Below are 12,617 nucleotides of genomic sequence, written 5' to 3'. Positions count from 1 at the left end.
AGAAAGTCGCCGTTTTTCTCAAAATTCAACTCAGAAAAGGAGTACGACCTTTATGGCGTCTATAATTACTAATAATGCATCCATGACCGCTCTTCAGACACTCAAAACCGTACAGAGCAACCTAACGGAAACCCAGGGCAGAGTATCCACTGGCCTTAAGGTTCAGAGTGCAAAAGACAATGCTGCTTACTACTCCATCGCTCAGACGATGCGAGGTGACGCGGCCGTTTTCAATGCAATTAGCGAAAACCTTTCAATTACTGGCGCTTCCATATCTGTTGCCCGTCAGGGACTAGAGGAAATTGGAAACCTCACAAAGGAGATTTTGGAACGCGTGTCGTTTGCTCAGGCTGACAAGTCCGTCGACAAAGCCCTCATTCAGAAAGAGATCGTTGACTTGATCGGTCAGATCGAAACAACCCGTAGTCAGGCCACGTACAACGGTCAGAGCTTGCTGGAAAGCGACGGTTCTGCGACATCAGATTTGACAGTTGTCACGGGCGTTAAGCGTGAAATAGGTGGCCTGATGACGACCAGCTTTGTTGTTCAGACAGCTGAATTAGACAGTTTTATCACGAACTTGAAAGGCATTAATGTTGAAACCGCAACGAACGCAAGCGATCTCGAAGATGCTTTGACGACGGTTGAGACGCAGATCGCATGGGCGGCGCAATATGAAACCAATTTCGGTATGGCTGAAAAGCGCATCGAAAACCAGCAGAACTTCATTAGTAAGCTGGTCGATAAATTCGATACTGGCGTTGGCGCACTCGTTGATGCGGACATGAACAAGGAAGCTGCCCGTCTTTCTGCTCTCCAGGTTCAGGAGCAGCTTGCAACGCAGGCTCTGTCTATCGCAAACCAGGCTCCACAGTCGATCCTGTCACTGTTCCGATAACTTCGAAATCCAACCATCAACTCAAGGGAGGCTTCGGCCTCCTTTTTGTTTTGGTACAAAATCGAGAAATCCTGACGTCGACTAACAGACGGTTAACCCATTGTTAAGAGGCATTAAAATTTTGTTAACAAAACCTAAAACGGCCTTAGCTTTGGGCACCGCCGATTGATTTTTGGACTGCCATCCGCTCATCGAATCAATCGGCTAGTGGTGATAAACCTATTGTCCATGTTCCCAACTCCGACGTCAATTGGCGGCCATCGCAGTCCAATTCTCCTTCAACGTGGACATTAATAGCTGCGAGATCGAAAAGCCCCCTCCCCTCGCCTTCTGGGTTAGCGAACGCAGATATCCACCTGCCGACTGGATGTCTCCTGCTCGTTGCAGAAGCCACGCAATAACTGCAGAAACGCCTTCCATGCCCAATGTTTGTCGGGCTTCGACGTAGGCCGACTGTGTGATGCCGAGAAATCTTGAAACCATGGTGCTGGCTTCAACGAGGTCTCTCCACGACCTGATGCCGTCAGATGCATACTCTCTGATGTCCGGACAGGCTCTGAGCACCATGTCGAGTGGAATGGTTTCCGCAACGATGGACACAGGTGCCTGCTTGTCCGCAGAATTCGCCTTCAAATCAATTTTTTGACCTGATTTAGATTCAAAAAGGGATTCTGGTAGGGATTCATAATGGTGCCGCTCAATTTGAGCGTCGCTGGCGCTCACTTCTTCAGCAATATTATTGTTTTTCAACTGGTTAGCCAATTCCGCGCAAATGGCTTCCAAATTGGCTTTTATGGTCTGCAGTTCCTGCACAGTGGCACGCCTTGGAATGGCATCAACGATTTCCCTGAACTTGAGAAACAGTCCCTCCAGATCGTCAGAATGGGCGTCTGGAGTGATTTCAGCGAAGCCAGATGCGATTTCGCGTCGGATGACGGAAACCTCGTCCCTGAGGCGTTTCAGGACCTTCTGATCGGTAACGATGCGTTCGGCTACCTGCGCAATCTCAATTGAACGGCAAACCATTGGTGCGAAGGAGAAACCATAGGCGATCTCTACTTCACCCTCTTTGTCCTTGTGCGCATACCGTTTACCGGTCGGGCTATCCTTGCGCTGAATAATCCCAGCTTCAACCAGTGATGCCAAATGACGCCGCAGGGTGCTTTCCGGCATTCCATGGGCGCGCAATGAAAGCTGACGATTGGATGGGAAGACAATGAGGCCATTTTTCACATTGATCTCGTCCTCAGGCAGGAATGACAGCAACGAGCTCAACACCGCCAGACAACGGTCATTCAGACCGAATTCCGACTTTGCGATGCATAGCTGCTTATAGATTGTCCAACGATTAAGTCCCCTGCCCTGCTCTGATTTTTGGGCACGGTTCTGCATTCGACCGCGAATTGCGGACGCAACAGTCTCCAGAACTTGCATTTCCCTTCACCTTTCTAAAGGCAAAAGAATTCCGCTCGCCAAAACGACGCCAACGACTCTTGACAGTGATTCATGGAAATGCGATTCTCTAGCTGCTTAGACTTATGAGAAGGGCTTCCACGCGGTGACGTTTGGGGGCCTTTTTCTTTTGCGGTTTAGTCTCCTGTTTCCTTATTCATTGACTGTTCGAACTCGTCGTATAGACGATCCAAGCGTGTTGTCAGCCAATCGCTGAATGGTTTTGCGTTCTTCTCTTCGAGCTTGATCGCAACCATTTTGGGCTTCTGATTCATGGATAGGCTAACTGAATTATCCTTAGATCTCCAGGCTTTAGCTGCAGAACCATTTTCGATGTCAGTTTCTGTGTTCTTGGAGTCGCTATCATGTTTACGGAGCGCCGACATGAGCTTTGCAAAACGCTGATCACTATCAAGCGATTTTACGTCATCGTTGTTCAACAGGCTTTCTGCAACTTCTAATTTCTTCTCGTCGTCGAGCTGATCAAGCAATTCCATCCAACGCTTACGGCCCGCCTTTGGAGCTGAACCAATAACGCGGATCAGATTGAGAGGAACTTTCCGTGCAATCGAGATAAGGCGGCTGACATCGGATTTATCCATTCCCAATGCCGAAATGACGACAGCTCTTTCTACACCCTCGTCTTCCAGGTTCTTAGCGAAAAATGCCTTCTCAATGAATGACAGATCCTGCCGATCTAGATTTTCACGACCCTGAGCAACGATAAGTTCGTCGTCAGTCAGCTTCCTTACGATTGCACGAACCTTGATCCCCAAAGCTTGCGCTGCACGAAGGCGACGGCGGCCATAAGCGATCTGAAAGCGTGAAGCGTTGTCTGGATGCGGTCGCAACAGAACGGGTACCTGCTGACCGCTCTCACGAATGCTTTCCACCAATCCATCGAACGCAGGATCGACATCAATGGAAATTCGGTCAGCAATACGCGAGGGGTCTACAAGTGTTGGGTCAATCTCTACGATGGAGTTGGCTTCTTCCAATTGCTTCTGGAGATCGGAAGCTTGTCTAGCGGTTTCGGCCATTTCCTTAAGTGAAGCACCCATGGCTCCGATAGCACCGGTGCGTACGCGATCCGTATCCAAAGACTTGGATGGGGCAAGGGCCTCACGTTTTTGAAGGAAAAGATTGCTGAGGGTTTCTTTACGACTCACTTTATCCTCCATTCTCGGTTTCGCACTGTTGGGACGTCCCAACAAACGAGATGCTGATCAACTGGCTGTTGGGACGTCCCAACAGCAGGATGGGGAAACGCATCATCATTTCCGTCCCCAGGCGGCTTTGACGAGATCCTCAATCTCTCCATTAACAGCATCCAACGCTTCCATTGCTCGGTCGTATGTAGAGCGTGTCAGGTTCTCTCGGCCGATTTCATAAAGAGTCTGCTTTGAAAGGCCCGCATCCGATACAGCTGCGGATTTCAGCATCGGGTTAACGAGCACACTGTCGTCGAACAGGTTACGGAGTAGTGCAGCTACCTTGGTCTGTGGAGCATCCTGAGGCTCATAACGGGTCAACAGATAGCGGATGAAGTCATACTGCAGATTGCCACCAGCTTCCTTGACGACACCTAGCAGATCGCGTGTCATCAGCAGGAACTGCGACATGGACGAGATATCCAACATCTGGGGATGAACCGTGACGATCATCGAAGTTGCTGCACATAAACCCGACAATGTCAGGAAGCCGAGCTGAGGAGGGCAGTCGACAACGACAATGTCGTAATCATCGGAGACCTGATCTATCGCATCAGCAATCCGCATAAAGAATAGCGGCTGGCTACGGTCACCCGACGTGAGAGCCTTTGGTGTTGTATGCTCGAATTCCATCAGCTCCAAGTTACCAGGAACGAGATCGAGGCCGTCGAAATATGTCTTGCGAATGACGTCAGACAACGGGCGTTTCTCGTCATCGTAACGAATAGCTGCATACAGTGTCTGATTGGAATGGACGTCTACTTCTGGCATGACGCCTAACAGAGCAGAAAGGGATGCCTGAGGATCGAGGTCAATGGCCAGAACTCTGTATCCTTGCATTGCCAGGTACTGCGCAAGGTGGGCCGATGTCGTTGTCTTGCCGGAGCCACCCTTGAAATTCGTGACTGCCAGAACCTGAAGATGTTCATGTGCACGGCGGCGAGGAAGCAATTCGATGGGATCGCGGCCGCGAATGTTGTCCGCCAGCAAGCGACGAAGCGCATTGATGTCGCCAAGCGTGTATAGTCGACGTCCATTACTGGAAGTTTCAGGTTGCGGGCCATCACCTGCAATGCTCATTTTCCGAAGATGAGAATCCGACACGCCAATCAATTTGGCAGCCTCTGTCGACGTGAAACGGCGAAGCTCTTTGGATGCCGTTGGCGGAAACAGGGCTTCGCTCATCGCTTGTAGAGACGAGCTTAGGATTTCAGCTTGATCGCCGATGGAATTGTAGACATCCTGACGTGCAGGCTGAGATTGTGTGTTCACAGAGAAATCTTTCATCACGCGAAATCAATGGAAATGGGTCGTTTGCCGTGATGATAGCAAGAAGGTCATTTGCTGCAAGAAATTATTCGTTAACAGAGGGTTAACACGGTACCATTAAAGCGCCAAATCATTAAGGTTATCAGTGAGTTAATGAGTTCTCCGCAAAATCAAAAAAAGACGATTAAATGGAGGTGCAGCATAAGTTGGACCTTATTCTCGCTATTATTGTAGCCACCTCCAATAGAATCGAATCGTGACCGCCATCATCATGACTTGAAAATAACGCCTGTCATGGTTTTTAAGATCACCGAAAGAGGGCAGGGGAGGGGATGAAAACGATGTCAAATACAGACGCACGAACATCGATAGAATTTCAGGCTGACAAGACAGTTGATGCGAGCAATGTCTCATCCACATTGGACATTGAATTTTTCAGAATGTTCGCTCGTTTCGAGTACGCGTTAAAGAAGGCAAAATACATTCGAGCCAGAGCAGGGATGGTCGCAGCACATTGGGACAAATTTGCCAACGACTTAGGAGCAGCATTTTTTAAACGCGTGAAAGATGAGGCTCTTGCCGATACGATTTTGCACTCGCCACCTAACAAGCAGGCAGTTGACGGGAGCGGTGAGCTCGTTTGGCAAGATTGTAAGCCGCCAGAAAATTCAGTCGCCCTATTCGTCGCGATCCGCCGAATTCGAAACAACTTGTTCCACGGTGGAAAACACGAGAACCCCTTCAATGAGCGGGATCGAGAATTATTATCTGAAGGGATCGCAGTTATGAAGTTGGCTCTCGAAACCCACGATATGGTGAAGTGGCATTTCGATGGGAACGCATAGGAAAGCTTAAAACCTGTGCGATGCAGGCGCTTCAAAGTTCTCGCAGGCGTCAAGCGCAGCGACGAAGGCCTCTTTCAGCGTCCTTGACTTCCCCGACATAACCTCGGCATCGAAATTGTCGCTTTTGCCGTCGTAATCACCTTGGGTGATCCGCCAAACTGATGTGACATCGCTCTTGCGATGGATTTCGACGGCATAATCCCGATCCCCGAGTTCGACCATCTTCCAATAAATCTCAGCTGCTGTGTCCAGATTTCTCTGCCAACCAGTGAGATCGAAGTCGTGCATGAAGGACGAGTATGCGTGTACCGTCGTCATCATCTGATCGTAACCGTCATCGAACGTGTCTGCTAGACCGGAGCGTATTTGTTTGTCGAAACGGCCATGCTGATTGTCGTATTGCCCGCGCTGGAACATCCAAAGACCACGGCCCTCATTTGTGCGGGTAATCTCTATGGAGTACGAATCGCCATCTATCTTGATTGTCTTCCCGAAGACATTCGGATTGGCCTTCGTTGTACGCCAGCTGCTGAAATCGATGTTTCTCATTTTGCCTCCCTTAATGTGTAGATGATCAGAATAGCCCAACGGCTTGCAAGTCACCAAATGTGGGGGAGGTCGGAAAGACGTGGTTTCAATCGATGTTCAACGCGTGCAACACGAAAGAGTTCGGCCGTCCGAGGCCCAATAATTGAGTTTGGAATAAAACATCTGATGCCGTCTACCTCAATGGATTTCGGTATTGTACTAGGCGAGTCAGTTTTGATTTTGATAACGGATCCGAACCAGGTGAGGGCTTCAATTGGGAGAAACAGCCGATAAAAAGGTGGGAGCTCGCTTCCTGTACAGGTGAATTCCATTGCGTCATTCAAGCCAGCATCCTGAAAACGATGCCAATATCTTAGCGGAAAAAGTTCGAGCGCGGTTTCTGCCAGAAAGTGTTCTGGATACTGCAGATCCCAGTCTTCCAGATCATAGATATCGGGTGCCCTGCTCGAAAGCTTTTGGATAGCCATCAGTCTGTGTCGGACTCGGTTTGTGAAGAACGTCAGAATTTTGACTTTCTCTGGCAACGGTTTTTTTGACCACTCGTGAACGATGAATCTGCCCTCGGAGGTCTCTGAAATCATATGCAGAACGAGATTTTTTATGACGGATAAATGTAAGTGGTTGCTGACTGCCAGCCGCTCAGCGTAGTCCCAGGACAGCAATCCGGGTGCTGATTTTGCGATATCAGCTATTAGCAGGCAGGCGGCATCGATGTCGGCTAGAAGGATCAGGGCTACACCGATCTTGTTGGACTGCGATAACTCAGCCTTGTAGTCCTGCCTCACAAATTTCACAGAAGAAACGACGGTCTCAGCAACTTCCAAAGCGTAACCAAACACATATTTTTCGTCGAAAATCTTCCTGTCACAAGGCGCTACAGGATCAATGTTATCTTTGAATTCTTGAGCAGCCATCCTTTTAAGCGTAGCTGTAATTCTCTCTTGATCCTCACGGTCTTTAAGGATTTGTGTCATCTCAGTGGTCGGCTGGGATGCTTCCTTTGGTTTTTGTCGGAGTCGGTTTCGTATTTTTTCTATCATATGAACTCTCTATTGCTGGGGGAGGGGGCTACTGAAATTTGGCAGAATGATCTGTCAGGTAATAATCTACTGCATGCCCGTCTGGGAGTTTCGTAATCGACCCGCCGCTTTGTAGATACTCGCGCACCAAATCGCGGTCAGCTTCAATCGAGTTTTGCTTTCCTTTTAGCTTTCGCTTCCATGCTCTGCTACAAGCAAAATAGTCGTAAGGACTATTGTGAAATTGATCTGTATTCATGGCAGCACCCCCTCAACGATTATCGATATGAGCGATTGCCAGGCCAGCAATTACGCCGACAAAACAAACACTGGCATATATGAAGATTGAAGGATTGAAGTCGGTTCCGAATAGCGTTGCAGCTTTCAGGATCGACAACAGGATTACCACGCAAGACAGAATTGAAATCGCGTATGTCCCAACAGTCGGGAATCCAAATTGGGAATAAGGGGAATTATAGTAAGCAGTATCAGACATCGATTTTTCTCCTTGTGATATCGTTTTCGGTTGGTGTGGGCTTCGGTTGCCCCACACAAGGAGTCTCGCTCGACGGCTTGCAAGGAACTAACGATTTTTCTAGAATCCGAAGGCAAAATAAAACGGCCGCATCGACGACCGTTGGGTAATTGAGAGGAGGTAGGGCAGGGGGCCGAGTAGTCTTTATCTGACGTCAGCAGTCTTGAGCTCGTTTACCAGTTCCTCGATGATGCTGTCCGGAATGACCTGACAGGGATTCCGCAGCGCTTCACTGATTGCTACCATATGCTTGGACAATTCGGGGTCATCTAAAATATGAGATTCATAATAGTATATTGTATTCATAAGATTTTTCCTTTTTGGTTTATCGCATCTCCAAGTTCGGTTTCGAGATGGTGTGATTTTATGGTCGGTCAAACTCTTGCAAGGCACAATCGGTTTATCAGTGAGCTTCAAATACAAGCTGAGCGCGCTGCCTTAAAATACCACCGTCGACTACAAGGGTAAGGTTATGGGTGCCTGCCTCGATGCCGATAAGGTCTCCCAGATTGCACCAGATTTCGCGGTCGGATTTCTGCAGGATCTCGCCGAGATAATCTAATGCAGAATTTCGGTAGTCATTGGCGTAGTCGAACAGGAGAGTGATATTTCCAACGCTTAAATCGGCGATATCAGTCACTGACCTGTTGATGGCCTGGTAGACTACATCAAGCCGATCCTTTGGGATCTCGCCCCCACGGTCAGCACCTACTGCAGTAATAGAGTGGGGATTATTCCAAACATGCTCCAGCAGACGAAAGACGCCCAAGAGTCCGCCATCGATATAAAAATCAGGGCTGAATCCGTTGACCTCGATAACTCCGGCTTCTCGAAGGGATAGCAACCCAATAGCGTCTATGATCCTGGCTTTCATATGCGCTGTACCGAAGAAGCCATGTTGTCGGCTGTATCGTTCTCCAAGGTGGACGTCTTCTAGGAAATTGCCATCGGATGCAATTAATCGTGCGAGACCATTTAAAGATGGCAATACGGTTTCATGCGGCTGTTCAAGTAGCCGACGTGGCCAATAAGTTTCGCCATCGTATATGGTGCCAACGCTAGGGCGGATGCGGTTATTAATAGTATCGATTGCTTGAATGTCTATGTGTAATGCGGGCATTACAATTTCCTTTAATGCATGGACATCTCCATGTTGATTGCGATTGTGATAGGTGAATAAGTCTCAAGGCTTCGGCAGACCCGCGACATGTGGGAGGGCCTTTGCCTTCGCTATAATCTCCCTGAATTTCGGATCGCCAAGATAGAAGCCTGCTGAACTGTGACCGAGTTCGATAACTGGCGCTGCTCGATGCCCCAATGACATGACGTGATCGAAGGCTGTGGCATCGTCTTCAAGATCGATTGTTTCATAGTCGATGCCCTCGCGGTCGAGGTAGTGTTTGAGCTGTGTGCAGCTCGGGCAAACTTTCTTGGTGTAAACTGTTAGCATATTAGATTTCTCCTCCTGAAAATAGCGACTGAATAACTAAACGGTAACGCATAAAAACGATCAATGAAAATGCCTGATGTAGTCAATATCTCTATCTTCAAGGAGAGACTGCATGGCATCGTCGTCGTCATAGGCATTGTATTCGACCTTCTGACGTTTTATTTCGGAAAAGACATCACATCCGAAGTATGCGAGTTCTTCGATTGAAATGTTCTGTGCAATGTAAGTCATTTGAAATCTCCTGAGATCAATAGCCCTATGCCTGATCTTTATAATATTAATATATGTGACGGCGTCACATATGTAAATACTAGTAGAAAGTTGACAAGACTATGCGGTTGCTAGACTTTACAAAAAGTAAGCATAAATAAATTAAAATTAGCGATCACGAATTGTTACAGAAAACGACTTTATGCAGCTATCCGATGTTGAATAGTGAATAGTTCTTATGGAAATCCGTTGATTGACGTAGCAAAATCTTCATTTCTCGCGATGCTATCGGCGACAAGTTGCCACCTTTTACAATTTCGCGGGATTCCAGTCCTTTCAAACGGTAGTCCAGTTCGGATGCCGAAATCGATGGGAGCACCAAACCGACTGAACGTGCATCGTTGCCTCGTTCTTTCTCAACAATGTTGAACAGATCTCTTGCCCATCCGAGAAAAGCCGTCTGCATTTCATTCACTAAGGCACGCGGAGGAAGTACCGGACGACTATACTCAGCCCAGCTACGAGCCTCAGAAAGACCTTTCCTGTTGCCAGCGGCGACGTCTTGTGGCGTCCGGATGCCCGCATATAGAGCAATAGCTTCGGCTGTCAGGCCAAAGAAATCGGTGAAATTCCGATATCTGGTTTTCTGCCACAGGAATTCTTCAAGCTCAGTGCGCTTTTTGCCCGCTGCCAGTTTGAGCCAGTTGCGGTATGAAAACCAGGCGGTGTCCAGGATGTCATCAACGAACGCATCGGTGGCCTCGAAATCTGGTATGTAATGACCGCCTTCAACCGATCCCAATTTGCGATCAATAGATGATGAAACCGTGCCAATGAAACCAACGCGGCCGAGTATGTCGAACCTGTGAATTCTGCCTTCACCAGAATCCGAAATCATACTTATGACGCCCCGGAAATTCTGGCGATTAGCATCGATGAATTCGTGCTTGGTGAAAGGATTTCCGCCCTCAATAGAACGGCCATCCTGAACTGCCTTATGGGCGACGGCGATGGTGAATTCACGCAGGGCGTCAACAGCAGACTCCTGAGGCTGATTTACATTTGCATCCGGCCATTCTTTGGTCGCGAGGTAGTGTTCAGCACCCTCTAGGCCATCCAGCCAGCCTTTGATTTGTGGCTCTGTCGCCGACACGATTTCAGCTATCATTTTGCGCGGCAGTCTCAGTATTTTGCTTAAGCGAATGAATTCAACCTTTCTCTGCATCGCTTGATGCCTTCTTTCCTCATCTATCTCTCGCATTTAAAATTCCCCTTTCATTAGCCACCGAGTGACTTAAACCTATTATGTGTAACGAGGACGCATACATCAATGGTAAAAATAAAGGGAGAAGCCATTAATCATCTCCTTCTAATAATAAATTTTCTCCCTGAAAATCATTGCAGACATCAGCTTCGCGAGAAAAATACCTCAATATTGCTGAGGTAACTGAGCCAATAACAAAGAACCCGAAGACAAACACGCTGAATGTGGCGACCAAATCACTGGCTATGTCTAAAAAGTAAAGTCCATTTGCCACGAACGCCAAAATCGAAACTGGCATAACAGCTGGAATGGCAGCGAACTGGATATGTTCGGAAGCCGTTTCGAGTGCAAAGATCGAGATGAATAAAACTCCGAAAAAGCCCACCCAAAACACGATGTCATGGAATTCGGATAGCAAAAACATTGCGGTATGTATGAAGACCCCAATTACCATTACCAGCAACAGGATAAATGCAGATCCCGCAATTCCTGCATCGATCTCATCGGCGATGTCCTTGAGAAACTGTTTCGTGATCATGTCAGCCCCCTGGATGCAAAGACCGAGAGCATTATGCCCGCAAAAGAGAAACCTGCAGCGAGTATCGCGGTGTCCTTTTTAGTTCCATCAGACAACAATATCATTGCGATGCCCGTCGAGACGACGACGATAGCCGCCGTCTTTACGGAAAGAAGTGGTAATAGATAATCAAACATTATGAAAACTCCCTTATAAGCGGTTGTGAATATTATTGGCCGAAAGGCTGGATTTCTGTTGCGGTGACGATGTGCAGATCATGCAATGGCAGGTCTTCGACTGTTCCGCGTTCAAAGGCATTAATCCAACGCAGGCGCGTCAGTTTGTGACCTTTGCCATAGCGCTGAAGTCTGAAATGTCCACGAACCTCATGACGTCTTCTGCCAATCACTGGAAGCCCGGAAGTCCCGCATTCGCCATTGTTTTCGATCTCTCTTCCAAGATCGCGACCGCCAGTGATTTTCTTGACGCGGAACAAGCTGAATTTCTTCGCAACCTGTCCTGCTTTGCGACCTTGGCGTCGGACATGGTCATAGGCGAGGTGGGGCAACTGCTGATACTGGACACCGCCATACTCTTCTTCGGTGTCCATGAATGCCAGCGAGAGCCAAAACAAGCTCTCGATGTCCGTCATGATGTGCTTGGTCAGCATGTCTGCATTTGTCAGCATGACCTCCGGCGCACTCAATGCGATGCCAAGCTGCTTAATTCCGCGACCCATGAAAAAGTCGCTGCCTTCAACCCAGCTGAGACGCGGGTAGCTGTTGTTCCTGTGGTCTCGAAAAATCGCTGTGAAGACGACCTTGTCATCTGGACGGCGATGACGCATGACGAAACCCCGGTCATTAACAACGGTATCGTACGTGCCTGGAATTTTTCCTGCTGTGGTTTCCATGCGTAAACCGCCAATATCGACCATGATAGCCCTCAGTGACAGATTATCACGAAGTCGATAGTCTTTATGCGGGATGTCGACATAGGCACATTTGTGATCTTCAAGGATTCCAAATGAGTGGTCGCGGATATCTTGCGAGGCATCTGCTGCGGCCAAGGCAGCCACCGTTTCTCTTGAAAGTTGGAGAGCGAGTGGCTTTGAACACTGATTGAAGAATGGCAGCAGGCGAGCTTGAAAATAATTGGTCTCGATCATTTCTTCCGTCAGGCCTCGGAATTCGTTAGCCAAATCGGGACTTGTCAGCAGCTTGTGGGCGACTTGCGCAATGAAATGGAGAGCATAGCCATCGGATTGGCACGCCTTCTTTAGAAACTCGAAATCGGATTCTGAACATTCTTTCTTCGCCAGTTTGAGTTTTGCGCCTGCTATCTTTGCTGACAAACCGTGGGCGTAATAATCTAAATATGTCTGCATAATATGTCTCT

The 12,617-nt window shown here is 48.3% G+C and carries 16 protein-coding genes; 2 read left to right on the top strand and 14 right to left on the bottom strand.

The genetic code is table 11. The features are described 5' to 3' along the window. Window positions 1-52 precede the first annotated feature (52 nt). Window positions 53-898: a flagellin N-terminal helical domain-containing protein gene (locus F9K94_RS21695; protein WP_151648464.1), complete on the top strand. Its 846-nt coding sequence runs from the start codon at window positions 53-55 to the stop codon at window positions 896-898. A gap of 246 nt (window positions 899-1,144) precedes the next feature. On the opposite strand, the gene repC is transcribed toward F9K94_RS21695, so the two are convergent. The 3 genes from repC to repA form a co-directional block, all read right to left on the bottom strand. Then, window positions 1,145-2,332 (bottom strand): plasmid replication protein RepC, encoded by a 1,188-nt coding sequence (gene repC, locus F9K94_RS21690; RefSeq protein ID WP_151648462.1) that lies wholly within the window; start codon window positions 2,330-2,332, stop codon window positions 1,145-1,147. A 155-nt stretch (window positions 2,333-2,487) separates the two neighbouring features. Continuing rightward, window positions 2,488-3,519 (bottom strand): plasmid partitioning protein RepB, encoded by a 1,032-nt coding sequence (repB, locus tag F9K94_RS21685; RefSeq protein ID WP_151648460.1) that lies wholly within the window; start codon window positions 3,517-3,519, stop codon window positions 2,488-2,490. 105 nt (window positions 3,520-3,624) lie between these two features. Continuing rightward, the gene (gene repA, locus F9K94_RS21680) at window positions 3,625-4,848 is read right to left on the bottom strand and encodes a plasmid partitioning protein RepA (RefSeq protein ID WP_151648458.1); all 1,224 of its coding nucleotides are present in this window, start codon (window positions 4,846-4,848) and stop codon (window positions 3,625-3,627) included. Between the two features lie 323 nt (window positions 4,849-5,171). Between repA and F9K94_RS21675 the strand changes: the two genes are divergently transcribed. Then, window positions 5,172-5,675 (top strand): hypothetical protein, encoded by a 504-nt coding sequence (locus tag F9K94_RS21675; protein ID WP_151648456.1) that lies wholly within the window; start codon window positions 5,172-5,174, stop codon window positions 5,673-5,675. Between the two features lie 6 nt (window positions 5,676-5,681). Here the strand turns inward: F9K94_RS21675 and F9K94_RS21670 are convergent, their stop codons facing one another. The 11 genes from F9K94_RS21670 to F9K94_RS21625 all read right to left on the bottom strand — a co-directional run bounded on the left by F9K94_RS21670 (window position 5,682) and on the right by F9K94_RS21625 (window position 12,606). Further along, complete coding sequence (locus F9K94_RS21670) at window positions 5,682-6,224, bottom strand: hypothetical protein (protein ID WP_151648454.1); 543 nt, start codon at window positions 6,222-6,224, stop codon at window positions 5,682-5,684. 50 nt (window positions 6,225-6,274) lie between these two features. After that, entirely contained in the window at window positions 6,275-7,264 is a 990-nt protein-coding gene (locus tag F9K94_RS21665; protein ID WP_151648452.1) for a hypothetical protein, read from the bottom strand. A 28-nt stretch (window positions 7,265-7,292) separates the two neighbouring features. Beyond that, window positions 7,293-7,502 carry a hypothetical protein gene (locus tag F9K94_RS21660; protein WP_151648450.1) on the bottom strand — a complete coding sequence of 70 codons (210 nt, stop codon included), beginning with the start codon at window positions 7,500-7,502 and terminating at the stop codon, window positions 7,293-7,295. A 12-nt stretch (window positions 7,503-7,514) separates the two neighbouring features. Then, the gene (locus F9K94_RS21655) at window positions 7,515-7,739 is read right to left on the bottom strand and encodes a hypothetical protein (RefSeq protein WP_151648448.1); all 225 of its coding nucleotides are present in this window, start codon (window positions 7,737-7,739) and stop codon (window positions 7,515-7,517) included. Window positions 7,740-8,181: 442 nt separating this feature from the next. After that, window positions 8,182-8,898, bottom strand: coding sequence for a hypothetical protein (locus tag F9K94_RS21650; RefSeq protein ID WP_151648446.1), 717 nt, complete (start codon window positions 8,896-8,898; stop codon window positions 8,182-8,184). Between the two features lie 63 nt (window positions 8,899-8,961). Continuing rightward, a complete protein-coding gene (locus F9K94_RS21645; protein ID WP_151648444.1) occupies window positions 8,962-9,228 on the bottom strand; it encodes a glutaredoxin family protein in 267 nt (88 codons plus the stop codon). Between the two features lie 60 nt (window positions 9,229-9,288). Then, window positions 9,289-9,459, bottom strand: coding sequence for a hypothetical protein (locus tag F9K94_RS24515; RefSeq protein WP_180350186.1), 171 nt, complete (start codon window positions 9,457-9,459; stop codon window positions 9,289-9,291). A gap of 187 nt (window positions 9,460-9,646) precedes the next feature. After that, on the bottom strand, window positions 9,647-10,699 hold the full coding sequence (locus tag F9K94_RS21640; protein WP_151648442.1) for a hypothetical protein: 1,053 nt from the start codon (window positions 10,697-10,699) through the stop codon (window positions 9,647-9,649). A gap of 94 nt (window positions 10,700-10,793) precedes the next feature. Continuing rightward, on the bottom strand, window positions 10,794-11,240 hold the full coding sequence (locus tag F9K94_RS21635) for a hypothetical protein (protein ID WP_151648440.1): 447 nt from the start codon (window positions 11,238-11,240) through the stop codon (window positions 10,794-10,796). Then, window positions 11,237-11,416, bottom strand: coding sequence for a hypothetical protein (locus tag F9K94_RS21630; RefSeq protein WP_151648438.1), 180 nt, complete (start codon window positions 11,414-11,416; stop codon window positions 11,237-11,239). The genes F9K94_RS21635 and F9K94_RS21630 overlap by 4 nt, the downstream gene beginning before the upstream one ends. Before the next feature lie 32 nt (window positions 11,417-11,448). Continuing rightward, window positions 11,449-12,606: a hypothetical protein gene (locus F9K94_RS21625; RefSeq protein ID WP_151648436.1), complete on the bottom strand. Its 1,158-nt coding sequence runs from the start codon at window positions 12,604-12,606 to the stop codon at window positions 11,449-11,451. Window positions 12,607-12,617 lie beyond the last annotated feature (11 nt).

This window comes from Brucella tritici (genome assembly GCF_008932285.1).
Lineage (GTDB): Bacteria > Pseudomonadota > Alphaproteobacteria > Rhizobiales > Rhizobiaceae > Brucella > Brucella tritici.
Note: the sequence above shows the minus strand (reverse complement) of the source record. Positions and strands in the feature narration are given on the sequence as shown.